The organism is Streptomyces rishiriensis (assembly GCF_030815485.1).
GTDB lineage: Bacteria > Actinomycetota > Actinomycetes > Streptomycetales > Streptomycetaceae > Streptomyces > Streptomyces rishiriensis_A.
In genome coordinates this window covers 6,934,627-6,960,012 of the sequence record NZ_JAUSWV010000002.1, presented here as the reverse complement: position 1 = coordinate 6,960,012, position 25,386 = coordinate 6,934,627, and the positions used below count along the sequence as shown (strand labels likewise).

Below are 25,386 nucleotides of genomic sequence, written 5' to 3'. Positions count from 1 at the left end.
TCCTAGTGTGCACGGTCCTGGAGGTGGCGGACGAGGGTGATCAGCGCATCGGCCGACGACCGCTCGTCTCGCGCGTCGCAGGTGACGACGGGGGTGTCGTCGAGCAGGTCCAGTGCGTCGCGCAGAGCCATCTCGTCCCGCAGGGGGGTGCCGTCGAAGTGGTTGACGGCGATGGCGTAGTCGAGTCCGTACTGCTCGATCAGGTCGATGACGGCGAAGGAGTCCGCGAGCCGCTCGGGGTCCACGAGCACCAGCGCGCCGAGGGCGCCGCGCGCCATGTCCTCCCACATCTGGACGAAGCGCTGCTGCCCCGGCGTTCCGAACAGGTACAGCACGACACGGTCGCTGATGGTCAGACGTCCGAAGTCCATGGCGACCGTGGTGGTGGTCTTGCCCTGGACCCCCTTGAGGTCGTCGACCGACTCGGCTGCCCGCGTCATCGTCTCCTCGGTGGTCAGCGGCTCGATCTCGGAGATCGCCCCGATGAACGTGGTCTTGCCGACCGCGAAGTGACCCACGACGAGGATCTTGACCGCCGTCTGGGTGGCCCCGTCGCGGACGTAGGCCTGCTCATCCAAACTTGGCCCTGAGACCATTCAGTACCTCCTCCAGGATGTCCCGGTCGGCGAGGGGAGCCCGCTGCACCGGTGGGCGGGTGATGAGATAGCCGCCTTCGGTGAGGGCGGCGAGGAGGATCTTCACCACGCCCAGGGGCAGTTGGGTGTGCCCGGCGATCTCGGCGACCGACAGGTAGCCCGCCGAGCACAGGTCGAGCAGGTTCTGTTCCTCGGGGGACAGCCGCGTCGGCCGCTGCTCGCGATCGGCGGCCGCCGTGACCAGGGTGATGAGGGAGAGCTGTCCTTCGTCGGGCAGCCCACGGCCCTTGGTGATGACGTACGGACGCACTAACTCCGGCGTGTGCGGCTCGAGTTCGTCGAAGCCGTTCATGAGCGCGCGCCGAGGTTCTCGCGCGGCGGCGTCGTCAGGGCCTTGCCGAGCTGACCGACGAGCTGCTGCATCCGGAAGCTGATGTCCGCCATGTCGACGTCCGGCGAGGCGGAGACGCCGAGGTAGGCGCCTTCGCCGGCGGAGATCAGGAAGACCCATCCTCCGTCGAACTCGACCAGCGTCTGCCGCCACCGCATCTGCGGGTCCTCACAGAAGAACGCGAGCGAGCGGCTGAGCGACTGCACCCCGCTCATCGCGGCGGCGACCCGGTCCGCGTCGTCCTTGTCGAAGTCCTGCGTCCGCGCCATCAGCAGGCCGTCCGCGGAGATGAGGACTGCATGCAGGGCCCCAGGTATCTCCAAGGCGCTGTCAAGCATCCATGACAGATCGTCGTTCACGAGATCTCATGCCCTTCGCTGCCAGCACCACGGGTGCTGCTCGACTTTTCCGCGGGACTCGCAGGCGTGGCCCGGCCCGACTGGGTGCCCCGCTGGAAGGCGCCCATGATCGCCGCCGTCTCGGCGCCCGAGCGGGCGGGAGTGGACGCGGACGCGCTGCCGGGCACGATGGCCATGGGCCGCTTGCGACGCCGTTTCGGCAGGCCGTCGGCGGTGGTGCCGGTGGAGAGCCCGCCCTCGGGGCCGCTGCGGGCCGTGGCGGCGGCGGGAACGACCGGCACCGGATCCTTCTGCTCGGGCGCGTTGGTGAGCAGGTCGTGCGGCAGGAGGAGGACCGCCCGGACGCCTCCGTAGGGGGAGGTGGAGTCCACCGACACCTCGAAGCCGAAGCGCTCGCTGAGCACACCGATCACCGCGAAGCCGAACTGCGGCGGGTTCCCGAGCGCGGATACACCCGAGACCCGCTGACTCGACAGGAGTTTGTCGGCACGGGCGCGCTCTTCGTCGTTCATGCCGACACCGGCGTCGTCGACGACGATGCAAATACCCTTGGGCACCGTACGAATGTTGATTTCGACGACGGTGTCCGGGCTGGAATAGCTCGTCGCGTTGTCGAGCAGTTCGGCGAGGGCCAGTGCGACCGGTTCGACCGCCCGGCTCGTGATGCCGAAGTCGACCTGCGACAGAATTTCCACCCGCCGGTAATGACGGACCCTGCCCTGTGCGCTGCGTACCACGTCGTACACGGACGCGACATCTCGGGCGCGCCCCAGCCAGCCGTCGCAGAGAACGGCGATGGACTGGGCCCGACGGCCGAACTGCGAGTTCGTGTGGTCGATCTCCAGAAGGTCCTGGAGAATAACCGACTCGCCATATTTGTTCTGCAGCCGGGAGACAATCAACTGCTGTTCCGCGGCAAGGCCCTGCAGGGTCCGCATCGCGGACTTGAGGACCGTTTTCGTGGCCTCTTCGGCCTGTTCCTGAGCTGCCTCGACGGATTGCGCGTACTCGTTTTCCAACGCGGAGTAGTGAGACCTGAGCCCCGCGATCTCCTGCCTCAAGGCACGCGCCGCCCTGCGCTGGCGAACAATGAGGGCGACGGCGACGAGTACGGCCACGAGGAGAGCCCAGAGTACCGGGTTCTGTATGTAATGCGTCATAAGACTCTCTTCAGGCGACTGACGGCCAGTTGCTGAATTCCCGTCAACGCGGGTGGACCGGCGGACCGCCCGCATCGACGGGTGACCGCCCGGACTGTCCCCGTAGTCGGAGATGTCGTCTTGCACCCATCCGCCCGCTCTACAAGCGAGCGTGATCGTATCACCACAAGATGGGGCCACAGACCGTCAATATGGTTACGGAGATGAACATTGACGGATCGTCAGTGGTCCCGGCGGCGGCTTCGGCAGGCGACGACGGAGTGACCGGTAAGTGCCGCCTCGAACGGAATGCCGGACATCCCGACAGGACAACCGATAAACGGGCTTCCGCGACATTCCGGAGACAATGGATACGGAAACAACAAAACCCGCATCCGGCGAAAGCCGAATGCGGGCAATTGACCGATCACCGAGCGGAATCCGCTCGATACGGAGGGTGAGAGTGTCCGAGGGGGGACTTGAACCCCCACGCCCGATAAAGGGCACTAGCACCTCAAGCTAGCGCGTCTGCCATTCCGCCACCCGGACCAGGTGTTGCCGCTGCGCGAGATCTCCCCGCGGCGACAGGCACAACAATACCAAGCTTTCGCAGTGCGTCTCACCTGCATATCCGCTGGCCGAGCGGGTGCGGGCCGGCCGCACGGGACGCCTCACAGCGGGTGACCGGGCGGTCACTTCGCCGCCGGCTCCTCGGCGACGAGCAACCGCAGGGCCCGCAGCAACGCGGCCGCCGCCTGCTCGTCCAGCGGGGCGAGGAAGCGGCGCTCCGCGGCCCGGCGCGCCGCCTCGGCCCGCTCCAGGCAGACCAGGCCCGCGTCCGTGAGCCGGACGATGTTCCGGCGGCGGTCCCTGGGGCTTCGTCGCCGTTCCACCGGGCCGTGGTCCTCCAGTCCGTCGACGAGCGCCGCCGCCGTGGTGCGATCGACGCCGAGCCGCCGCGCCGCCTCGGCCTGCGACAACGTTTCTTCATCGGCGAGCACGACCAGGACCGCCAGTCACGCCCGTCCACTCCGTACGGGACGAGCGCCTCCGCGGATCACCTGGCCAGTCTGGCCTGCGCGTGCCGGAGGAGGTGGCCGAGCCGGTACTCGAGGGGCCCCGACTGCACTGCTCGGTCACTCCCCATACGCCGAGCGTATCGATGCGTACCCACCGCTGAGCTCCTGCCGTCCGGCGCCTTGTACGTTCATCCGGTCATCCCGTCATCCGGTTCCGGTCATCCGGTCATCCGGTCATTCGGTCGTCGGACCGTCCTCTCGTCCGCTCTCCGCCCGTGTGCGTCCCGCCGGCCGAGACTCGGTCGCCGCCTCGGTCGGCGGTCCGTCCGGCGTGGTCAGGGCATCAGCTGGTAGTCCGGGAAGTTTCCGGGCAGCCTCTCCCCCGTCGGCCCCAGCGTCACCGCGCGCACCAGCAGCTCCCCGCCGACGAACGCGCCGCGCCACGACGCGCCGAATCCGCCGAAGAGCTCGTCGCGGTCGCCGCGGGAGCGGGCTGTGCCGTGGCCGACCTTGAACGCGCGGATCTGCGGGGCCAGTCGGTCGTAGGTGCTCCGTTCGTCCGTGGACAGCGTGGCGACGAGCGCACCGTTGGACGCGTTCATGGCGGCCAGAAGCTCCGCCTCGGTGTCGACCAGGACGATGGTGTCGACCGGGCCGAACGGCTCCGCGTGGTACAGCGGAGAGGACGGCGGCGGTCCGAGGAGCGTGACGGGCTGGACGTACGCCGAGGTGTCCTGGCCGGGCAGGAAGCGGGCGTCGGCCGGCCTGCCGCGGTGCAGCGGGACCGCGCCCCGGTCGATGGCCTCGGCGATCTGGTCGTGCAGTTCCTTGGCCTTGGCCGCGTTGATCACCGGCCCGAAGTCCAGCCCGGGACAGGGATCGTCACGCTGCTCCACGGCCAGCGGGTGCCCGACGGTCAGCGTGCGCACCGCTGGGAGGTAGGCCGCGAGGAACTCGTCGAACAGCGCGCGCTGGACGACGAACCGCGGGTACGCGGTGCACCGTTGTTTGCCGTAGTCGAAGAGCTTGGGCACGACGGCGGAGAGTGTGTCCCAGTCCGAGTAGTTCCAGATTCCCCAGGTATTGAGTCCTTCCTGCTCGAGTACGTGCCGCTTGCCGAGGTCGGCGACGGCCGTGGCCACCGCGGCGCCGGTGTCGCGGCCGCCGACGAAGGAGACGCAGCCGATCTCGGGCGCCCGGACCAGCGCCGGGGACAGCTCGCCCCCGCTGCCGCTGACGAGGGTGATCGGGACGCCCTCGCGGGCGGCGAGCGCGCAGGCCAGCGTCAGACAGGCGACACCGCCGTCGGTCGGGGTCTTGGCGATGACCGCGTTGCCTGCCAGAGCCTGTACCAGCAATGCGTGGACGAGCACGCTCATCGGGTAGTTCCAGCTCGCGATGTTGGACACCGGTCCGTCCAGCGGCGCCCGCCCGTCCAGCATGGGTTCGATGCCGTCGACGTACCAGCGCACGCCGTCGACCGCCCGGTCGACGTCGGCCTGCGCGAGCCGCCAGGGCTTGCCGATCTCCCAGACGAGGAGGAGGGCGAGGAGTTCGCGGTGTTCGGCGAGGGCGTCGAGCGTGGCGGATATGCGGGCGCGGCGCTCCTCGATCGGAACGTGCCGCCAGGCGCGGTGCTGGTCGAGGCCGGCGCGCACGGCTCGGTGGGCGGTGACTCCGTCCAGCCGGGGCGGGCCGGCGATCGGGCTGCCGTCCACCGGGCTGACGGCCGGCAGCGTCCGGCCGTCGGCCTGCCAGGAGGCGTCCCAGAGGTTGAGGACGTGGTCGTCGCGGAAGGCCTCGGGGGCGACCGCGAGGCAGCGTCGCCAGGCATCGGGCCAGGACGTGCCGGATTTGAGGGTGAGGGTGGTTGCCATCAGGGCTGCTCCGCTCTCGGTGCACAGTCGGGGGCGGCGGGGTGGTGCGTGGGACTCGGAGGTCGCCGACGAGTCACGACGGCCTTGCCGAGTGACGGATCGTCACTCTCCGGCAGAATCAGGAGTTTTCGTCCAGTACGGCGAGTGCGAGACGCGCGGTCTCGGTCGGCGTGGCTCCCACCCGCACCCCCGCCGCTTCCAGCGCCTCCTTCTTCGCCCTTGCGGTCCCCGAGGAACCCGAGACGATCGCGCCCGCGTGTCCCATGGTCTTGCCCTCGGGCGCGGTGAAGCCGGCGAGGTAGCCGACGACGGGTTTGGTGACGTGCTCGCGGATGTGGTCGGCCGCGCGCTCCTCCGCGTCACCGCCGATCTCGCCGATGAGGACGATGAGATCGGTGTCGGGGTCCTCTTCGAAGGCGGCCAGACAGTCGATGTGGCTGGTGCCGACGACCGGGTCGCCGCCGATGCCCACGCAGGTGGAGAAGCCGATGTCACGCAGCTCGTACATGAGTTGGTAGGTGAGCGTGCCGGACTTGGAGACCAGCCCGATGCGGCCCGGCTTGGTGATGTCGGCCGGGACGATGCCCGCGTTGGACTGGCCGGGGGTGATCAGTCCGGGGCAGTTGGGGCCGATGACGCGCGTTCCGCGTGCCGCGGCGTGGGTGGTGAAGGCGACGGAGTCATGGACCGGGACGCCTTCGGTGATGACGACGGTAAGGCCGATGCCGGCGTCGGCCGCCTCGATGACGGCGGCCTTGGCGAAGGCGGGCGGCACGAAGACGACGGTGACGTCCGCGCCGGTCGCCCGGACGCCGTCGACCACCGAGCCGAAGACGGGCACCCTCGCCGGGGCGCCTCCCGGGCCGTTCACGCACTGGGGGACGTCGAAGCCGACGGTCCGGCCCGCCTTGCGCGGATTGACGCCGCCGACGATGTTCGTGCCGGCCGCGAGCATGCGACGGGTGTGCTTCATGCCCTCGGCGCCGGTCATGCCCTGGACGAGGACCCTGCTCTCCTTGGTGAGGTAAATGGCCATGGCGTCGTCTCCTCAGACTGCGGTGGCGAGTTCGGCGGCGCGACGGGCGGCGCCGTCCATGGTGGTGGCCTGCTGGACCAGCGGGTGCCGGCGGGCGTCGAGGATCGCCCGCCCGCGGACCGCGTTGTTCCCGTCGAGCCGGACGACGAGCGGCTTGGTGAGCCGTACGGTGTCCAGGGCGCGCACGATGCCTTCGGCCACCGCGTCGCACGCGGTGATGCCGCCGAAGACGTTGACGAGGACCGACTTCACGGCGGGATCGGAGAGGACGACCGACAGTCCGTCCGCCATGACCTCGGCGGACGCGCCGCCCCCGATGTCGAGGAAGTTGGCCGGGCGGGCGCCGCAGCCCGCGACGACGTCGAGGGTCGACATGACGAGCCCGGCGCCGTTGCCGATGACGCCGACCTCGCCCTCCAGTTTCACGTAGTTGAGGCCCTTGGCCGCGGCCGCCGCCTCCAGCGGGTCGCCGTGTTCCGCGGCGTCGGCGCTCCGACGTGACTGGCGGAAGGCCGCGTTGTCGTCGAGGGTGACCTTGCCGTCGAGGGCGAGGATCTGCCCCTGGCGGGTACGGACCAGCGGGTTGACCTCGACGAGGAGGGCGTCCTCCCGGACCAGCACCTGCCACAGCCGGACGAGTGTGTCCGCGGTCTGCGCGGGCAGACCGGCCGCGGCGGCGATTTCGCCCGCCTTCGCCGGGGTGACGCCCTCCGCCGGGTCGACGGGGATGCGGGCGACCGCTGCGGGCCGGGTGGCGGCGACCTCCTCGATCTCCGTCCCCCCTTCGGCGGAGGCGATCGCGAGGAAGCGGCCGGCCGCGCGGTCCAGCACATAGGAGACGTAGAACTCCGCCTCGATGTCCACGGGTTGGGCCAGCATCACCGTGCCGACCGTGTGTCCCTTGATGGTCATACCGAGGATCTGCCGTGCCGTCAGTTCGGCCGCGGCGGGATCGGCGGCGAGCCTGACGCCGCCCGCCTTGCCCCGGCCACCCGTTTTGACCTGGGCCTTCACCACCACTCGCCCACCGAGCCGACGAGCGATCCCGCGGGCTTCCTTGGGCGAGTCGGTCACCTCGGCCCGGGGGACCGGGATGCCGTGTTCCGCGAAGAGTTCCCTTGCCTGGTGTTCGTACAGGTCCATCCCGGCTCCCGTCTGTGAAGTCGAACCCGGAGTCCGCCGAGCCGTCGAAGAGGCCGATCTCCGCTGACCGAAAGTGCGGCACACCCCCTGGACACCACCCACCGGATGCGGGATAACAAGTCTTCATACAGTATTCGTCGACTGTATGCAATGTACCGCGACAGCCTTCCACCCCCCTACGAAGGGACGGGACTTCGCCATGCCCGACGGCACCCAGGACGTGATTTCCGGTGGTCATCTCGTTGCCAAGGCACTCAAGGCAGAGGGGGTCGACCGCATCTACACCTTGTGCGGCGGCCACATCATCGACATCTACGACGGCTGCGTCGACGAGGGCATAGAAGTCGTCGACGTACGCCACGAACAGGTCGCCGCCCACGCCGCCGACGGCTACGCGCGCATCACCGGCAAGCCCGGCTGCGCGGTCGTCACGGCGGGCCCCGGAACCACCGACGCCGTCACCGGTGTCGCCAACGCCTTCCGCGCGGAGTCCCCGATGCTGCTGATCGGCGGCCAGGGGGCGCTCACCCAGCACAAGATGGGGTCGCTCCAGGACCTGCCGCACGTCGACATGATGACGCCGATCACCAAGTTCGCCGCGGCCGTACCGGACACGGCGCGCGGTGGCGGACATGGTGTCGATGGCGTTCCGCGAGTGCTACCACGGCGCGCCCGGCCCCGCCTTCCTGGAGATCCCGCGCGACGTCCTCGACGCCAAGGTGCCGACGGCGAAGGCCCGGGTGCCGCTGCCCGGCGCCTATCGCGCCTCGACCCGCTCGGCCGGCGACCCCGCGGCGGTCGAGAAGCTCGCCGACCTGCTCGTGCACGCCGAGAAGCCCGCGATCCTGCTGGGCAGCCAGGTGTGGACGACCCGGGGTACCGCGGCCGCCGTCGAGCTGGTGCGCGCCTTGAACATCCCCGCCTACATGAACGGCGCCGGCCGCGGCACCCTGCCCCCGGGCGACCCCCACCACTTCCAGCTGTCGCGCCGCTACGCCTTCTCCCACGCCGACGTCATCGTGATCGTCGGCACGCCCTTCGACTTCCGCATGGGGTACGGCAAGCGGCTGTCGCCGGACGCCACGGTCGTCCAGATCGACCTCGACTACCGCACCGTCGGCAAGAACCGCGACATCGACCTCGGGATCGTCGGTGACGCCGGGCTGGTGCTGAAGTCGGTGGCCGACGCCGCGACCGGGCGGGTCGACGGAGGTGCCTCCCGGCGCAAGGAGTGGCTCGACGAGCTGCGCGCGGCCGAGCAGAGCGCCCTCGACAAGCGGCTGCCGCACCTGCGGTCGGACGCCTCCCCCATCCACCCCTACCGCCTGGTCAGCGAGATCAACGACTTCCTCACCGAGGACTCGATCTACATCGGCGACGGGGGCGACATCGTCACCTTCTCCGGCCAGGTCGTGCAGCCCAAGGCGCCGGGCCACTGGATGGACCCCGGTCCGCTGGGCACCTTGGGCGTCGGCGTCCCCTTCGTGCTGGCGGCCAAGCAGGCACGGCCCGACAAGGAGGTCGTCGCCCTCTTCGGCGACGGCGCGTTCTCGCTCACCGGCTGGGACTTCGAGACCCTCGTGCGCTACGACCTCCCCTTCGTCGGCATCGTCGGCAACAACTCCTCCATGAACCAGATCCGTTACGGCCAGGCCGCCAAGTACGGCCCGGAGCGCGAACGGGTCGGCAACACCCTCGGCGACGTCCACTACGACAAGTTCGCCCAGCTGCTCGGCGGCCACGGCGAGGAGGTGCGCGACCCCGCCGACATCGGACCCGCGCTGCGGCGCGCCCGCGAGTCCGGGAAGCCGTCGCTGATCAACGTCTGGGTCGACCCCGACGCCTACGCCCCCGGAACGATGAACCAGACGATGTACAAGTGAGTGAGGTGCCCCCGATGACAGGAACTGCCGGCAAGGCTCTCGAAGGCATCCGCGTCCTCGACATGACGCACGTCCAGTCGGGCCCGTCCGCCACCCAGCTGCTCGCCTGGCTCGGCGCGGACGTCGTCAAGCTGGAGGCGCCCTCGGGTGACATCACGCGCAAGCAGTTGCGCGACCTACCGGACGTCGACTCCCTCTACTTCACGATGCTCAACTGCAACAAGCGGAGCATCACCCTCAACACCAAGACCGAACGCGGCAAGGAGATCCTCACCGAGCTGATCCGGCGCTCCGACGTCATGGTCGAGAACTTCGGTCCGGGCGCGGTCGACCGCATGGGGTTCACCTGGGACCGCGTCAAGGAGATCAATCCGCGGATCGTCTATGCCTCCATCAAGGGGTTCGGGGACGGCCCGTACACCGACTTCAAGGCGTACGAGGTCGTCGCGCAGGCCATGGGCGGGTCGATGTCGACCACCGGTTTCGAGGACGGGCCGCCGCTGGCGACGGGGGCCCAGATCGGGGACTCGGGGACGGGGGTGCACGCCGTGGCGGGGATCCTCGCGGCGCTGTTCCAGCGGGAGCACACCGGGCGCGGGCAGCGGGTCAACGTGGCCATGCAGCACGCCGTACTCAACCTGTGCCGGGTGAAACTGCGGGACCAGCAACGCCTGGCACACGGACCGCTCGCCGAATATCCCAACGACGACTTCGGCGACGAGGTTCCCCGGTCCGGAAACGCGTCCGGCGGCGGCCAGCCCGGCTGGGCGGTCAGGTGCGCGCCGGGCGGCCCCAACGACTACGTGTACGTCATCGTGCAGCCCGTCGGCTGGCAGCCGCTCACCGAGCTGATCGGCCGGCCCGAACTGGCCGCCGACCCCGAGTGGGCGACGCCCGAGGCCCGGCTGCCCAAGCTCGGCAAGATGTTCCAGCTGATCGAGGAGTGGTCCTCGACACTGGCCAAGTGGGAGGTGCTGGAGCGGCTCAACGCCCACAACATCCCGTGCGGGCCGATCCTGTCCACCAAGGAGATTATCGAGGACGAGTCGCTGGTCGCCAACGAGATGGTGGTCCGCGTACCGCATCCGCGGCGCGGTGAGTTCGTGACCGTGGGCAGCCCCCTCAAGCTCTCCGACTCCCCCGTCGAGGTGACCGGCTCACCGCTGCTCGGCGAGCACAACGAAGAGGTGTACGTCGGCGAACTCGGCCTCGGTGACGAGGAGCTGCGCCTGCTCAAGTCGAACGGGGTGATCTGAGGTGATGGCCGAGGACCGGATGCTCAGGGTGCGGGCGCTGCTCGACGCGGTGCGGGCCGACGGACGGACCGCGCTGACCGCGCCCGAGGGCAAGGTGGTCGCCGACGCGTACGGCATCGCCGTGCCGGGCGAGGAGCTGGCGAGGGACGTGGAGGAGGCCGTCTCGTACGCGGCGCGCTTCGGGGGCCCCGTGGTGATGAAGATCGTCTCGCCGGACATCCTGCACAAGACCGACGCCGGCGGAGTGATCGTCGGGGTGGAGGGCGCGTCGGACGTACGGGCGGCGTTCCACCGGATCGTCGAGAACGCGCGTGCGTACGACGCCGGGGCCCGCGTCGAGGGCGTACAGATCCAGGAACTGCTGCCGAAGGGGCAGGAGGTCATCGTCGGTGCGGTCACCGATCCGACGTTCGGCAAGGTCGTGGCGTTCGGGCTCGGCGGGGTGCTCGTCGAGGTGCTCAAGGACATCACCTTCCGGCTGGCTCCGGTGGACGCCGACGAGGCGCTGTCCATGCTCGACTCGATCCGTGCGGCGGAGATCCTGCGCGGCGTGCGCGGACAGGCCGGGGTGGACCGGTGGGCGGTCGCGGAGCAGATCCGCAGGGTGTCCCGGCTGGTCGCGGACTTCCCCGAGATCGCCGAGGTGGACCTCAACCCGGTGATCGCCACGGCCGAGGGCGCGATGGCCGCGGACATCCGCGTGATCCTTTCCGACACACCGGTCAAGGAGCGTCGACGCTACACGCGGGCGGAGATCCTCTCCTCGATGCGCCGTCTGATGCAGCCGCGCTCCGTCGCCGTGATCGGCGCCTCCAACGAGTCGGGCAAGATCGGCAATTCGGTGATGCGCAACCTCGTCGACGGCGGTTTCGCCGGGGACATCCACCCGGTGAACCCCCGGGCCGATGACATCTTGGGCCGCAAGGCGTACAAGAGTGTCACCGACGTTCCCGGAGAGGTGGATGTGGCGGTCTTCGCGATCCCCGCCAAGTTCGTGGCCTCTGCCCTGGAGGAGGTGGGACGCAAGAACATCCCGAACGCCGTGCTCATCCCCTCCGGGTTCGCGGAGACCGGGGAACACGCGCTCCAGGACGAGATCGTGGCGATCGGCGAGCGGTACGGCGTGCGGCTGCTCGGGCCGAACATCTACGGGTACTACTCGACCTGGCACGACCTGTGCGCCACGTTCTGCACGCCGTACGACGTCAAGGGCGGGGTCGCGCTGACCTCCCAGTCCGGTGGCATCGGGATGGCCATCCTGGGCTTCGCGCGGACCACGAAGACCGGCGTTTCGGCGATCGTCGGGCTCGGCAACAAGTCGGACCTGGACGAGGACGACCTGCTGACCTGGTTCGGCGAGGACCCGCACACCGACTGCATCGCGATGCATCTGGAGGACCTCAAGGACGGCCGCGCCTTCGTCGAGGCCGCGCGGGCGACCGTACCGAGGAAGCCGGTCGTGGTCCTCAAGGCGGGCCGCACGGCGGCGGGCGCGAAGGCAGCCGGCTCGCACACCGGGGCGCTCGCGGGCGACGACGCCGTCTACGACGACATCCTGCGGCAGGCGGGCGTCATCAGGGCGCCGGGGCTGAACGACATGCTGGAGTACGCGCGCGCGTTGCCGGTGCTGCCCACCCCCAAGGGCGACAACATAGTGATCATCACGGGCGCGGGCGGCAGCGGGGTGCTGCTGTCGGACGCCGTGACCGACAACGGCCTCACCCTGATGGACATCCCGCCGGACCTGGACGCGGCGTTCCGCGCGTTCATCCCGCCCTTCGGGGCGGCGGGCAACCCGATCGACATCACCGGGGGCGAGCCGCCGTCGACGTACGAGGCGACGATCCGGCTGGGGCTCGAGGACCCGCGCATCCACGCGCTGGTGCTCGGCTACTGGCACACGATCGTCACTCCCCCGATGGTCTTCGCGGAGCTCACCGCGCGCGTGGTGGGCGAGTTCCGCGAACGCGGCGTGGAGAAGCCCGTCGTGGCGTCGCTCGCGGGTGACGTGGAGGTCGAGGAGGCCTGCCAGTACCTCTACGAACGAGGCGTCGTGGCCTACCCGTACACGACCGAACAGCCGGTGGCGGTGCTCGGCGCCAAGTACCGGTGGGCGCGTGCGGCGGGACTGTTGGGGGGCGGTTCATGACGTGACCCAGGCACGGGGCCGGCCGACGGTGCGCGTCGGCCGGCCCGGGTCCCGAGCGCACACGAAAGGCATTGGACAGGGGGCGCTGGCCAGAACTTTCGACGCAAGGGGTGCTGAGCGACATGACAACCACCGACTACTCGACGACCCTCCCCTACCGGGAGGTGACCGACCGCAACGGCCGTGTGTACCGGATCGGCGAGAGCGACCGGGACATCATGGGGCGACCACGCTGGACCATGGTGCTCTTCCCCTGGATGGGCATGCTGGGCATCAGCTCCTCGGAGTACGCGTTCACATCCGCCGAGGACACACTGCACGACGCCCACCTGTGGAGCAGTGGGCACATCTTCTGGCTGATGGGCGTCTGGGTGTTCTTCCAGGCGGCCGTGGCCTTCCCGGCCGGGCAGCTGCGGGAGAGCGGCAGGCTGCCCGCGCGGTACGCGATGATGCTCGGCGCGCTGGGCACGCTCCTCGGCTATCTGTCCCTCGCGTACGCGCCGCATGTCACCGTCGCCTATCTCGGCTTCGGCATGTGCAGCGGCATCGGCGCCGGCCTCGTCTACGCGACCTGCGTGAACATGGTCGGCAAGTGGTACCCGGAACGCAAGGGCGGCAAGACCGGCATGGTCAACGGCGGTTTCGCCTACGGCTCGGTGCCCTTCGTGTTCCTGTTCACGTCGTACATGGACCTGAGCAACTACAAGGGCGTACTGGTCACGGTGGGCCTCGTCTGCTGCGCCGTCGTGGCGTTCGCGGGGTGGTTCTTCAAGGACCCGCCGAAGAACTGGTGGCCTGCGCACGTCGATCCGCTCAGGCTCACCGACGACCCGAAGATCCGCCGGGCGCTCCAGAAGAACCCGCCGGCGGTGAAGCAGTACACCCCCAAGGAGGCAGCGCGTACCCCCGTCCTGTGGATGATGTGGTTCTGTCTGCTGTGCACGGCCGGGATCAACATCTTCGGTATCGCCTTCCAGGTGCCGTTCGGCAAGGACATGGGCTTCGCCGGGGGGATCGTGGCCACGGCCATGTCCCTGAAGGCGATCGTCAACGGCACCGGGCGCGGCATCATCGGCTGGATCTCCGACCGTTACGGCCGCCGCCACACCCTGATCATCGTCTGCCTCGTGCTGGGCACCGCGCAGTTCGGTGTGCTGGTCTCCGGCCAGATGGGCAGCATGCCGTTCTTCCTGTTCTGCTCCATGGTCTCCGGTTTCGGCGGCGGGGCGATCTTCCCGCTGTTCGCCGCGATGACCGCGGACTACTTCGGGGAGAACAACAACGCCAGCAACTACGGCATGGTCTACAGCTCCAAGCTCGTCTCGGGCCTCGTGGGCTCCGGGGTCGGCTCGATCGTGGTCGGCGTGTGGGACTACGAGGGCGCGTTCGTCCTGGCGGGCTGCATCGGTCTCGCCTCGGCGGTACTTGCGATCTTCCTGAAGGCTCCCGGCAGGCCGACGGCCGGTCGTCGGATCGTCCCCAACCCGCAGCCGCTCGGCGAGGAAACGGCCTGACATGACGGCGAAGAGCGACTTCGGCCCGCTGGTGGCGTCGGCGTCGGCACGGGTCACGACGGTCACCGACGGCATCGGCCGCGGTGCCGTGGGCTGACGACGTACGCGCGCGTGGAGGCCCACCCCGTCATCTGCCGGGGTGGGCCTCCACGCGCGCGTGCGCCCGCTCAGCGCATGGTGCGCCGGGTACTCAGCACTTCTCGCGCAACGAGTGCAGGTGCGCGCTCGACTTCCGTGCGAAGGCGAAGGACTCGACCGGGTTGTCGTGCTCGGCCTGCCAGTGGTGGGCCAGGCGCTCACCGCGCAGCCGGGTGACGGCGGAGAGGAACCGCTGGTAGTCGATGTCGCCGTCCCCGACGTCGGTCATCCGGTATCCGAACTCGTTGGAGGGGTCGCTGACTCCGTCCTTCACATGGAAGAGCGGATAGCGATGCGGCTGCCGCAGCACGTAGTCCAGCGGCTCGAAGGGCGCGGGCGTGCCGTCGGCCCGCCTCGAGAACCGGAACCGGCCGGCGTACGCCCAGAAGATGTCCATCTCCAAGAACACCAGGTCGGGGTCGGTCTCGGCGAGCAGCACGTCGTAGAGACGGACCTTGGGATTGTCGGTCGCGAAGCCGAACTCGTCGGAGTGATTGTGCTGGTAGAACTTCATGCCGCGGGCCCTTGCGGCCGCTCCGTACGTGTTGAACTCCTCGGCCGCGCGCTTCCACGCGTCGACGGTCGAGCCGTAGCGGAACGGACCGGAGGCGGTGCCGATGTGTGGGAGACCGAGGGCCTGCGCGTCGTCGAGGACCTTGGTGAGGTTCTGGGCGAACGTGTAGGCGTTCGGGTCGCTGGAGTAGTAACCGACGTGGCTGCCGATCGGCGTCAGACCGTGCCGGCGCGCCAGCCGCTTGAGCTGGGCGAGGGTGATGGGGCCCGCGGAGCCCTGGGTGTAACCGGCGAACTCCACCTCGTCGTACCCGTACTTGCTCAACTCGGCGAAGACGGGGGCGAAGCCCAGCGTCGAGACCTTGTCGCGCAGGCTGTAGAGCTGGATCCCGAGACGGCCGGGGGGCAGGACGGGACGGCCGCGGCCGGTCGCGGAGGCATCGGTGCCGGTGGCGGGTGCCGCGCCGGCCGGCGCGGCGGCGGCCCCCAGCAGCGCGGCCGCGGTGGCGCCCGCGGCGACGCCGAGCATGCCTCGTCTGGTCAGCCGGTGGGTGAGTTCGGGGTCGATGTCGGAGATGCGGCTCATGTCTGGAACCTCTCGGGATCACGGGGCGTTGTCAGTGGTGAGTGCTTCACTGATGACCGGTCGGCAATCCGTCAGGAAAGACCGGCCAGTCGGAGCAGCAGTGCTTTCACGTCGGTGGCCGCGACGCGGTCGCCGAGCGAACGGGGGGTGGAGCAGATGAGGAGCGGACCGTCGTCGTCGCTCGCGGGAAGGCGGCCGTGGCTGCCGCGCACCGGGGAGGGATCGAGGGGCACCACCGCCATGCGGTAACGCATGCCGAGCTTCTTGCGGGCCAGGGCGGTGGCCGCCTTCACCTTCACGTAGGGGTCCAGGGGATCCATGAACAGCTCGGCCGGGTCGTAGCCGGGCTTGCGGTGGATCTCCACCAGCTGCGCGAAGTCGGGTGCGCGGGCGTCGTCGAGCCAGTAGTAGTACGTGAACCAGGCGTCCGGCTCCGCCACGGCGACGAGTTCGCCGGAGCGCGGGTGGTCGAGGCCGTGCCTCTTCTTGCCGCCGTCGCCCAGGACTTCGTCGACACCGGGCAGTTCCTCCAGCACCTCCCGCACGCGGGGCAGGTCCTCGGGACGGCGCACGTAGACATGGGCGAGCTGGTGATCCGCGACCGCGAAGGCACGGGACGCCATCGGGTCGAGGTACTCCATGCCGTCCTGCGTGTGCACTTCGAGCAGGCCGGCCCGGCGCAGGGCGCGGTTCACGTCGACGGGCCTGCTCACCCGGGTGATGCCGTACTCGGACAGGGCGACGACGGTACGGCCCTGTGTCCGGGCGTCGGCCAGGAGGGGAGCCATGGCCGCATCCAAGGCGGCGGCCGCCCGGAGGGAGCGGGGGTCGTCGGGACCGAAACGCTGGAGGTCGTAGTCGAGGTGAGGGAGGTAGCACAGGGCCAGGTCGGGGCTGCGGGTGCGCAGGATGTGGCGGGTCGCGCCGATGATCCACCGGCTGGAGACCAGGTCCGCGCCCGGTCCCCAGAAGTGGAAGAGGGGGAAGGTGCCGAGCTTGTCGGTGAGTTCGTCGTGCAGGGCCGCGGGACGGGTGTAGCAGTCGGGCTCCTTGCGGCCGTCGGCGTAGTAGACCGGACGAGGAGTGACGGTGTAGTCGGTGTCGGCGCCCATGGCGTACCACCAGCAGATGTTGGCGACCGTGTAACCGGGATGGGCCCGCCGCGCGGCGTCCCACACCTTGTCACCGGCCACGAGGCCGTTGTGCTGGCGCCACAGCAGTACGTCGCCGAGCCCGCGGAAGTACCAGCCGTTGCCGACGATGCCGTGCTCCGCGGGGAGCGTGCCGGTGAGGAAGGTGGACTGCGCGGCACAGGTGACGGCCGGCAGGACGGTCTCCAGCGGGGCCAGGTAGCCCGCCTGGGCGAGGGTCTTGAGATGGGGCATGTGGTCGAGCAGACGGGGGGTGAGACCGACGACGTCGAGGACGAGCAGGGGCACGGGTGCCGTGCGGGCAGGGAGGGGGGCGCCGGGTCCGGACCGGTCGTGCGGCCCGGGGTCGCCGGAGGCCGGGCTGCTCATGGGAGCTCCTTGAGTCCGAGATCGGTCAAGAGGTCGCGTGCCAGGACGAGTTCGGCGGCGATGCCGTCGGCAAGCTGGGCGCGGACACGGGGCCGCAGCTCGGGCGGGAGGGCCTGCCAGGTGTAGGTCTCGACCTCCAGGTGCCGGGTCAGCGGGTGCGGACCACCGACCAGGCGGGTCAGCGCGGCTTTCAGCACGGGAAGGGTGGAGGTGAGGGGCGCGGCGGGGGCCGCGTGCAGCGGGACGTGGAAGTGGGCGCGCCAGGGCCCGGTGTCGGGCAGAGCCGAGCCGGTGAGCGCCTCGTCGAGGTCGTCGGTGCCGTGCAGGCCGCTGGCGGTGAGGGTGCGGGTCTGGTGCAGGAAGCGGGGTTCGTCGAACGCGGAGAGGGCTTCGCGGACGGCGGCCAGACGGGGGTGTTCGGCGTGCAGGGCGACCGACAGCTGGGATTTGACGACGGGGACACGTGCTTCGGCGAGTGCGTCCAGGGCAGAGTCCGGGTCTTCGAAGGAGGTGGCGAGATGGCAGGTGTCGACACAGACACCGATACGGGGGTGGCCGACGGCCGCGAGCGGCGCGAGGGCGTCGGCGGTGGTCTCGACGATGCAGCCGGGCTCCGGTTCCAGTCCGACTCGGATGGAGCGCCCGGTCAGTTCCTCCAGCGCGTCCAGGCGCTCGGCGAGCGTGCGCAGGGCGGAGTGGGCCGTCGCGGCGCGCGCCTCGTTCCAAGCGGTGCGCCAGCCCAGCGGAAGGGTGGAGATGCTGCCTTCGGTGACATCGTCGGGCAGCAGTCCGGCAAGGACACGGGCCAGCGCGGTGGTGAACGCGAGGCGTTCCCCGTCGGCCCAATCGGGCTTGTAGACGCGGTACTTGACCTCGTCGGCGCCGAATCCCTCGTACGGGAAGCCGTTCAGGGTGACGACCTCGAGACCGCGCCGGTCGAGTGCGGCGCGCAGGCCGCGCAGGGCCGACGGGTCGGTGTCGAGGGCGCGGGCGGCCTCCCCGGCGAGCCACAGGCCGATGCCGAGCCGGTCGCGGCCGAGGCGGCGCCGGACGGGTTCGCAGTGGTCGCGCAGTTGCGCGAGGACTCCGTCGAGGGTTTCGGCGGGGTGGACGTTGGTGCAGTAGGCGAGGTGAACGGTGGTGCCGTCGGGGTGACGGAAGCGCATCGCTCACTCCCCGCCGCGCAGGATGGAATTGCCCTCGTGGGTGGGGTCGGGGACCCTCGTCTCGAGGGCGAGGCGGCCGCTGAGACCGTAGAAGGCGACGGGGTTGCGCCACAGGACGAGATCGACCTCGTCCTCGGCGAAGCCCTCCGCGAGCATCAGGTCGGCGACCCGCCGGGTCTTGAGCGGGTCGCTCCTGCCCCAGTCCGCCGCGGAGTTCACGAGGACGTTCTCCGGCCCGTACAGGCGGAGGATCCCGATCATGCGCGTCTCGTCCATCTTGGTGTCGGGATAGACGGAGAAGCCCAGCCAGACGCCGGCGTCCTTCGCCTCCTTCACGGTGGTCTCGTTGAGATGGTCGAGCAGCACCCGGTCCGGCGGCAGGGCGGATTCACGGACGACGTCGAGGGTGCGGCGCAGCCCGGCGAGCTTGTCGCGGTGCGGGGTGTGCACCAGGGCCGGCAGGGCGTGGTCGGCGGCCAGCTGGAGCTGTGCGGCCAGGGCGGTGTCCTCGGCCGGGGTCATCGAGTCGTAGCCGATCTCGCCGACGGCCACGACGTGGTCCTTGACGAGATAGCGCGGCAACTCCTCCAGGACGGGGGTGCAGCGCGGGTCGTTGGCCTCCTTGGGGTTCAGGGCGAGCGCGCAGTGGTGGGCGATGCCGTATTGCGCGGCCCGGAAGGGTTCCCAGCCGAGAAGGGAGTCGAAGTAGTCGAGGAAGGAGGCGGTCGAGGTACGCGGCTGCCCCAGCCAGAAGGACGGCTCGACGACGGCGCGGACGCCGGCCTCGCGCATCGCCTCGTAATCGTCGGTCGTGCGCGAGGTCATGTGGATGTGGGGGTCGAAGATGCGCATCAGGACTCCTTGCCGTGGGGGCGGGCCGGGCGGCGGTGGGAGCTGCCCGGGCCGGAAAGGTCCGTGCGGTGGCGATCCGGGGCGGCTGCGCCCGGATCCGTCGAGGGCGGAGCCGTCGGATCGGCCAGAATCTGCACGCGTCGCAGATCGCCGGGTACGGGGCGGCCGGCGGAGGTGCGTTCGGCGGCGTAGTCGCCGAGCATGCGGGCCAGTTCGGCGTCGGCGCGGGCGCGCTGCTCGAGGCCCGCCACCTCGGCGACGGGCACTCCGGTGAAAAGGCACTTCAGGACGGCGTGACGCCAGGCATGCGCGTCGAGATGGCGAGCGGCATAAGGGCCGACGGCGGCCGCGAGGAGCCGGGTGTCATGGGTGCGCAGGGCGTCCTCGACCAGCGGGAGGGCCTCGGGGCCGGACACGAGGTGGGGCAACGCGTGCAGGACCGCGCGACGTTCCTCGGCCGTGCCCTGGAAGTACACGCGGGCCAGGGACTCCGGGTCTGCGCGGGCCGCGTGGAGGATGAGCACGCGGGCGGCGTCGGCGTAACGGCTGCCGCAACGGCGCCCGGCTTCGGCGAGGCGCAGCTCCCACACCGAGATGGGGCCATGAGTACCGGGGTGGGCCGCGGCCTCGGCGAGAGCCCGGTGGAACCAGACGCGCGCGGTCGCCTCCAGGTGCGTGTCGAGATGGCTGCGCAGGACGTCGAGGGGAGCGCGGGCCGGGGTGGTGCCCGCGCGTTCCGCTTCCGGGGTCACCGGTGCGACGTCGCGGTGGGTCATGGGGTGCTCCCTTCCGGGGTGGCGGAGGGCTCGCCGGGTGGCACGACGGGCAGGTTCGCCGCCCTGGACGGGCGGCAAGGGAGGGAAGTGACGGCAGGGTCCAGCTGTCGGTCGGGAGGACCGACGGCAAGGTCGGCGGGCGGGGCGGCGGGCGGGGCGGCGGGCGCGCGGACGGTCGGGCCGACGGCGTGGCGAGCGGTCAGGACCGGGGAGGAGGGCGACTTCGACATGACGTGGTCAGAGCCGGTGCGGGTGCGGGTGTCGGCGCGCATGCGGGGGCCGGTGTCGGTACGGGGGCCGGCGAGTTGAGCGGATGCCGCCGCACGGCGGAGGAACGGGAGGGAGGCTTCGGCGTAGTGGGGGCCCGCGTGGGAGTGGCGGGGCAGTTCGACCACTGCCAGCCCCCGGTAGCCGGTGTCGGCGAGAGCGGCGAGAACAGGTGGGAAGTCGATCTCGCCGTCCCCGAAGGGAAGGTGTTCGTGGACGTCTCGGCGCATGTCCTCGATCTGGACGTGACGCAGCCAGGGGGCCGCGGCGCGTACGCAGTCGGCGGGCGGGAGCGGCTCGAGACACTGGCAGTGGCCGATGTCGAGAGTGAGGCCGAGCGGCGCCGGGTCGTCCAGGGCGCGGCGGAGCCGGTGGAAGTCGGCGAGGGTCGCCAGGAGGTGACCGGGTTCGGGTTCGATGGCGAGGGGGATCCCGGCGGACGCGGCGGCGTCCAGGACAGGGGCGAGAGTCTCGGCGAGGCGCTGCCAACCGGTCTCCGGCGCAGTGCCGGGCGGGAGCGTTCCACTGAAGCAGTGGACGGCGTGCGCCCCGAGGTCAGCGGCGATCCGGACGGCGCGCAGCAGCAGGTCGACGCGGCGGGCGCGGCCGTCGGGCTCCGGATCCAGGAGGGAGGGCCCGTGCTTGCGGCGCGGGTCCAGGACGTAGCGGGCTCCGGTCTCGATCGTGACGTCCAGCCCGAGGGCGTCCAGTCGCCGCGCTATGTGTCGGACACGGACGGCGAGATCCGGGGCGAACGGGTCGAGGTGCATGTGGTCGAGCGTCAGTCCGACGCCGTCGTAGCCGAGGTCGGCGAGCAGGGCGAGGGCGTCGTCCAGGCGGAGATCGGCGAGGCCGTTCGTGCCGTAGCCGAAGCGGAACGAGGGCGAGGGCAGGGGTGGAGGGAAGCCTGGCCGCAACGACGGCCGTCGCCCTGCGGTGATCGCGAGCGGGGTCTCCTCGTCGGACCCGTCAGACCGTACGGACCCGTCTGGCCGGTCGGGCTCGTCAGAGCCGTGGCCGTGGCTCGTGCGTCCGAGGTTCATGTGATGCTCACCCGCCTGGCGAGTCTCCGGGCGACCGGTGCCAGAGCGGCGGTGAGCAGCGCGGTGGCGGTGGCGGCGGGCGCTCCGGAACGGGCGATGAGAGCGGCCTGGAGGGGAACGGTGCCGCGGATGCCGGCGCCGACGGCTTGTTGGGTGAGAGGAGGGGACGGGTTGAGCGAAGCGCGCAGGTAGGAACGGGCCGTGGTGGTGGCGTAGGCGGAGGCGAGCGCTGCGGTCAGCGACGCGGACAAGCGGAGCGCGGCACCTGATCCTGCCCGTGGCCCTGATCCTGCCCGTGGCCCTGGCCCTGGCCTCCCACGATGAGCGGGTAACCGGCCGTCAGGTGACCGTCGGTCCGGTGGTGGAGCGGACGTCGGCCGGCGCTGCAGCCACCAGGTCAGCGCACCTGTCGTGGCCAGCGCTGCCAGGGCCGCCGTCGGCGTGCCCTCGCGGGTCTCCTGGCGGGACAGGTTGGTGACCGCGAGCGTGTGCGTGGCCAGGAGCGCAGCGGAGGGAACGGCCGCACGTGTACGTCCCGCGGTGGCCGCGGCGCCGAGGAGCAGGTCCAGGCCACGGGCGGCGGCCATCGCGAACGGTCCCGCGGGCGTGTGCTTCAGGGCCAGGTCGTAGGACCAGACGGTGGCCGCGAGCGGAGCAGCGACCGCCAGGGCCGGGCGGCCCGCCCGGTTCGCCAGGACGAGACCGGCGGCGGTGAAGGCGCAGGCCGCGGTGAAGGCGGCGGCGGGGGCCACTCGGCCGGAGGGAAGGGGACGGTGGGGGCGTTCGGCGGCGTCCTCCGTGCGGTCCGCCCAGTCGTTGAGGACCATGCCGGCCTCGTACAGACAGAGGGAGGAATCGATGGCGAGCAGGGTGCGGCGGTCGGGGCGCGCGGAGAGGGCGGCGGCGCCCGCCAGCGCGTCGCCGGGGACGGTGAAGAGGGCGGGCAACCGCAGCAGTTCGGCCCAGGCCCGCAAGCGAGGGCGGTTCCTCTCCGAGGCGGCGCCCGCCGCACCCGCCGACCCGTCCGCCGCAGCCCACCCGTCCAACGTACGCAACTCCGCAGCCACTCCTCGGCTCGACGTACCGGCCTCCGCAGTCGGTGCCGTCCGGGCCGACGTATCCGTCTCCGCGGCCGCTACCGTCCGGGGTGATGTACAGGCCTCCGCGGCCGCTACCGTCCGGGGTGATGTACGGGCCTCCGCGGTCGCTACCGTCCGATCCGACGCACCGGCCCGCGAAGTCGTCCACCCGCTCGGCGTGGTGGGTGTGGTGGGCGCAGCGGTCGCTCGTCCCTCCGGTCCACGCACCACATCGCCCCCGCTCATCGCGTTTCCTCGCCTGGGTTCGTCGCGAGATCGCCCGGCGCCCCGGGGGTGGCCCGTTCGCCGGCGCAGCCCGTCGCGCCACCACCGCCGCTCAGCCGGCGGGCGAGCCGCCCCAGTTGCGCGTGCTGCTCCGCCAAGGCCGACGGCGCGTCGCCCACGGGGTCCTTGAAGAAGAAGGCGAGTTCACTCAGCGGGCCGGACAGGCCGACCTCGTGGGCCCGGGCGGTGAGGCGGGCCAGGTCGAGGACGAGGGGCGCCGCGAGCGCGGAGTCGCAGCCCTGCCAGATGGTCTGGAGGATCATGCGGGCGCCCAGGAAGCCGTCGAAGGCCACGTGGTCCCAGGCGGTCTTCCAGTCCCCCAGTGCCGGGACGTCGTCGATATGGACCTGGCCCTCGGGAGTGCCGCCGAGGGTGTCGGCGAGAACCCGTTCCTTGCCCGCGTTCTTCGCCTCGGCGGCCGCCGGGTCGGCCAGGGCGGCTCCGTCACCGCCGCCCAGAAGATTGGTACCGGACCAGGCCCGCACGGCGAGTGCCCGCTGGGTGAACATCGGCCCCAGGACGGAACGCAGCAGGGTCTGCCCCGTCTTGCCGTCACGGCCGGCGTACGGCAGCCCGCTCGACTCCGCCACGGCCGCCAGCGCGGGGTGGTGCAACCCCGTGGACGGGGTGAAGTTCACGTACGGGCAGCCTGCCCGCAGGGCCGCGGCCGCGTAGAGGGAGCTCGGCGGCAGCGCGGAACCGGTCGCCGCCGGTTCGGTCGAGGCCACGTTCACCACCACCGCCCGCGCGAGCCCGCACCGGCGTACGAAGTCGCTGATGTCGGCGGCGAACTCACTGATCAACCGCTCGTCGCTACGGGTGTCTCCCGGACCAGGGCCTCCGGGCCTGATCTCCCGCTCGGCGGCGTCCAGTTCGGCCTCGATCGCCGAGGGGAGGCCCGCCGGGAGGACTCCGCCGGCCGCGAGTTGCTCGGCGCGTTTGGGCAGCGGGCAGCCGGTCGTGTCGTGTCCGCCGAAGACGAGAGCGGACAGGGAGGGCAAGCCGCAGTCGGCGAACGCGGGCGTCTCGGTGACCAGGCCCGTCGGCGGGTGCAGACCGGCCGTGACGGCGGCGCATCCCGCGACCACGGTGGTGGCCACGGAACCGCGGGCCCCGATCAGCCAGACGCCGACGCTCGGGGGATGGGAAAGGAACGCGGACATGGGCAGCCTCCTTGTCGTGCGCAGACCCCGGAGAACGAGGCGGGAAGAAAGGAGAGGACGAACGGCCTCACCCGGCGAGATGAAGTCGGGCGCGGCGACAGGTCGGGGTGGTGACGGCGGGCGGGGGTCCGGCGTCCCCCGCCCGCCGCCGTTCAGTCGCCCAGGACGGGCAGTTCCTTGATCCGGACGTCGCGGAAGGACACCTGGTCGTCGGTTCCGTGGTTCTGCAGGCCGAGGTGTCCGTCGCGCAGACTCCGCGCCGGGTCGGTGTTGGTGAAGTCGTTGATCTTCACGCCGTTGAGCCAGACGCGCAGGCGTTCACCCTCCACCCGGATCTCGTACGTGTTCCATTCCCCCGGCGGATTCAGCGCGCGGTCCCGCTTCTTCAGGTCGGCGGACCGGAAGCCGTAGACCGAGCCGGTGGTCTTCTCGGGGACGTCGGTGGCGTCGATCTGGATCTCGTAGCCGTTGTCCACGGCGGACCACGGGTCGTCCGACGGCGGGAAGCCCACGAACACACCCGAGTTGTCGTCGCCGGGGTCGCTCGGCCCGGCTGCTGTGGTCCTCCAGTCGAGCTTCAGGGAGTACGCCCCGAAGCTGCTGCCGGCATACCAGAGCAGACCCATCCCGCCCGTCGACGTCAGCGTGCCGTCGTCGGAGAGGGTGAAGGAGCCGGGTCCCGCCTGTTGCCAGCCGTCCAGAGACGTGCCGTCGAAGAGCGGACGGTATCCGTTCTCCGGTCGACAGTCGGCCTGCACATCGCCGGCCGCATACAGGATCCCGCCCAACAGGTGTGTACGGAACGCGGGATCCGCGTAGGACTCCTCGGTGTGTCCACCGCCGGTGTAGAAGGCGCGGCCGCCCCGGTAGTCCTGGCACCAGGCGATCGGGTGGTCGCCGTTCATGGTGCCGCCCGTGTACGACCGCTCGTCGAGCGAGGCCAGGACATGGGCCCGCTCGCGCGGGTCGGAGCGGTAGTTGTACCACTCGTCGGTGCGGTTCCAGGTGCGGGCGAGTCCCGAGGTCGCCGGGTGCGCCCGGTCCTCGACGTCGATCGTCGCCGGCTGGATCGCCGGGTGCGACCGGAACCAGGCGCCGGCGAGGCCACCGTAGAACTCCCAGTCGTACTCGGTGTCTGCCGCCGCGTGGACCCCGACATAGCCGCCGCCGTGCCGGATGTAGCCCTCGAAGGCGGACTGCTGGGCGGCGTCCAGGACATCGCCGGTCGTCGACAGGAAGACGACGGCGTCGTAGCGCCGCAGGTTCCCCGGCGTGAACGCGCCCGCGTCCTCGGTGGCGTCGACTCCGAAACCGCCCGCCGTGCCGAGCTCCCGTACCGCCGCGACGCCGTCCGGGATCGAGTCGTGCCGGAAGCCAGCCGTCTTGGAAAAGACCAGCACCCGTTTACCGCTGTTTCCCTTACCGCTGTTTCCCTTACCGCTGTTTCCCTTACCGCTGTTTCCCTTACCGCTGTTTCCCTTCTCGCTGTCTCCTCTTTCGGTGTTTCCCTTCCCGTTGCCCGTCCTTCCGCTGTCCGCGGACTGCGATGCGGCCGGGCCCGAGACACTGCCGAGGAGCAGCGTCGCGCCCACGACGATGGTGGCCAGTCGGCGGGTTGCGTGCATCACGTGCTCTC

General features: G+C 70.7%; 19 protein-coding genes, 1 tRNA gene and 2 pseudogenes. 4 read left to right on the top strand and 18 right to left on the bottom strand.

Translation table 11 applies throughout. The features are described from left to right. Positions 1 to 2: 2 nt before the first annotated feature. The 9 genes from QF030_RS33320 to sucC all read right to left on the bottom strand — a co-directional run bounded on the left by QF030_RS33320 (position 3) and on the right by sucC (position 7,560). Positions 3 to 596: a GTP-binding protein gene (locus tag QF030_RS33320; RefSeq protein WP_307166272.1), complete on the bottom strand. Its 594-nt coding sequence runs from the start codon at positions 594 to 596 to the stop codon at positions 3 to 5. Beyond that, on the bottom strand, positions 571 to 948 hold the full coding sequence (locus QF030_RS33315; RefSeq protein ID WP_307166271.1) for a DUF742 domain-containing protein: 378 nt from the start codon (positions 946 to 948) through the stop codon (positions 571 to 573). Before QF030_RS33315 ends, QF030_RS33320 begins: the two co-directional genes overlap by 26 nt. Continuing rightward, a complete protein-coding gene (locus QF030_RS33310; RefSeq protein WP_062644100.1) occupies positions 945 to 1,346 on the bottom strand; it encodes a roadblock/LC7 domain-containing protein in 402 nt (133 codons plus the stop codon). The genes QF030_RS33315 and QF030_RS33310 overlap by 4 nt, the downstream gene beginning before the upstream one ends. Then, complete coding sequence (locus tag QF030_RS33305) at positions 1,343 to 2,506, bottom strand: ATP-binding protein (RefSeq protein WP_307167775.1); 1,164 nt, start codon at positions 2,504 to 2,506, stop codon at positions 1,343 to 1,345. Before QF030_RS33305 ends, QF030_RS33310 begins: the two co-directional genes overlap by 4 nt. 443 nt (positions 2,507 to 2,949) lie before the next feature. Further along, positions 2,950 to 3,034: transfer RNA gene (locus tag QF030_RS33300), tRNA-Leu, on the bottom strand. A 143-nt stretch (positions 3,035 to 3,177) separates the two neighbouring features. Further along, positions 3,178 to 3,486, bottom strand: a complete 309-nt coding sequence (locus QF030_RS33295; RefSeq protein ID WP_307166270.1) for a MarR family winged helix-turn-helix transcriptional regulator — start codon at positions 3,484 to 3,486, stop codon at positions 3,178 to 3,180. Positions 3,487 to 3,839: 353 nt separating this feature from the next. Continuing rightward, positions 3,840 to 5,381: an aldehyde dehydrogenase family protein gene (locus QF030_RS33290; protein WP_307166269.1), complete on the bottom strand. Its 1,542-nt coding sequence runs from the start codon at positions 5,379 to 5,381 to the stop codon at positions 3,840 to 3,842. Positions 5,382 to 5,499: 118 nt separating this feature from the next. Further along, the gene (sucD, locus tag QF030_RS33285; RefSeq protein WP_307166268.1) at positions 5,500 to 6,417 is read right to left on the bottom strand and encodes a succinate--CoA ligase subunit alpha; all 918 of its coding nucleotides are present in this window, start codon (positions 6,415 to 6,417) and stop codon (positions 5,500 to 5,502) included. Between the two features lie 12 nt (positions 6,418 to 6,429). Next, positions 6,430 to 7,560, bottom strand: a complete 1,131-nt coding sequence (gene sucC, locus QF030_RS33280) for an ADP-forming succinate--CoA ligase subunit beta (protein WP_307166267.1) — start codon at positions 7,558 to 7,560, stop codon at positions 6,430 to 6,432. A 199-nt stretch (positions 7,561 to 7,759) separates the two neighbouring features. On the opposite strand from sucC, the pseudogene QF030_RS33275 reads away from it, so the two are divergent. The 4 genes and pseudogenes from QF030_RS33275 (at position 7,760) to QF030_RS33260 (ending at position 14,362) form a co-directional block, all read left to right on the top strand. Further along, positions 7,760 to 9,443 (top strand): annotated as a pseudogene (locus tag QF030_RS33275) (thiamine pyrophosphate-binding protein). Between the two features lie 14 nt (positions 9,444 to 9,457). Then, the gene (frc, locus tag QF030_RS33270) at positions 9,458 to 10,699 is read left to right on the top strand and encodes a formyl-CoA transferase (protein ID WP_307166266.1); all 1,242 of its coding nucleotides are present in this window, start codon (positions 9,458 to 9,460) and stop codon (positions 10,697 to 10,699) included. Positions 10,700 to 10,703: 4 nt separating this feature from the next. Then, complete coding sequence (locus QF030_RS33265) at positions 10,704 to 12,848, top strand: acetate--CoA ligase family protein (RefSeq protein ID WP_307166265.1); 2,145 nt, start codon at positions 10,704 to 10,706, stop codon at positions 12,846 to 12,848. A gap of 122 nt (positions 12,849 to 12,970) precedes the next feature. After that, positions 12,971 to 14,362 carry an OFA family MFS transporter gene (locus QF030_RS33260; RefSeq protein ID WP_307166264.1) on the top strand — a complete coding sequence of 464 codons (1,392 nt, stop codon included), beginning with the start codon at positions 12,971 to 12,973 and terminating at the stop codon, positions 14,360 to 14,362. Between the two features lie 190 nt (positions 14,363 to 14,552). Here the strand turns inward: QF030_RS33260 and QF030_RS33255 are convergent, their stop codons facing one another. The 9 genes and pseudogenes from QF030_RS33255 to QF030_RS33215 form a co-directional block, all read right to left on the bottom strand. After that, complete coding sequence (locus tag QF030_RS33255; RefSeq protein ID WP_307166263.1) at positions 14,553 to 15,599, bottom strand: sugar phosphate isomerase/epimerase family protein; 1,047 nt, start codon at positions 15,597 to 15,599, stop codon at positions 14,553 to 14,555. Positions 15,600 to 15,670: 71 nt separating this feature from the next. After that, positions 15,671 to 17,119: a nucleotide pyrophosphatase/phosphodiesterase family protein gene (locus QF030_RS33250; protein WP_307166262.1), complete on the bottom strand. Its 1,449-nt coding sequence runs from the start codon at positions 17,117 to 17,119 to the stop codon at positions 15,671 to 15,673. Beyond that, positions 17,116 to 18,285 carry a metabolite traffic protein EboE gene (gene eboE / locus QF030_RS33245; protein WP_307166261.1) on the bottom strand — a complete coding sequence of 390 codons (1,170 nt, stop codon included), beginning with the start codon at positions 18,283 to 18,285 and terminating at the stop codon, positions 17,116 to 17,118. Before eboE ends, QF030_RS33250 begins: the two co-directional genes overlap by 4 nt. 3 nt (positions 18,286 to 18,288) lie before the next feature. Continuing rightward, positions 18,289 to 19,137 (bottom strand): TatD family hydrolase, encoded by an 849-nt coding sequence (locus tag QF030_RS33240; protein WP_307166260.1) that lies wholly within the window; start codon positions 19,135 to 19,137, stop codon positions 18,289 to 18,291. Then, on the bottom strand, positions 19,137 to 19,913 hold the full coding sequence (locus QF030_RS33235) for an EboA domain-containing protein (RefSeq protein ID WP_307166259.1): 777 nt from the start codon (positions 19,911 to 19,913) through the stop codon (positions 19,137 to 19,139). Before QF030_RS33235 ends, QF030_RS33240 begins: the two co-directional genes overlap by 1 nt. A 293-nt stretch (positions 19,914 to 20,206) precedes the next feature. Then, positions 20,207 to 21,097 (bottom strand): annotated as a pseudogene (locus tag QF030_RS33230) (sugar phosphate isomerase/epimerase family protein); the annotation flags it as partial. Between the two features lie 122 nt (positions 21,098 to 21,219). Next, positions 21,220 to 22,197: an SCO3242 family prenyltransferase gene (locus QF030_RS33225; protein WP_307166258.1), complete on the bottom strand. Its 978-nt coding sequence runs from the start codon at positions 22,195 to 22,197 to the stop codon at positions 21,220 to 21,222. Positions 22,198 to 22,544: 347 nt separating this feature from the next. Further along, positions 22,545 to 23,750, bottom strand: a complete 1,206-nt coding sequence (locus QF030_RS33220) for an inositol-3-phosphate synthase (RefSeq protein ID WP_307166257.1) — start codon at positions 23,748 to 23,750, stop codon at positions 22,545 to 22,547. A 152-nt stretch (positions 23,751 to 23,902) separates the two neighbouring features. Next, a complete protein-coding gene (locus QF030_RS33215) occupies positions 23,903 to 25,375 on the bottom strand; it encodes a ThuA domain-containing protein (protein ID WP_307167774.1) in 1,473 nt (490 codons plus the stop codon). Positions 25,376 to 25,386: the final 11 nt, after the last annotated feature.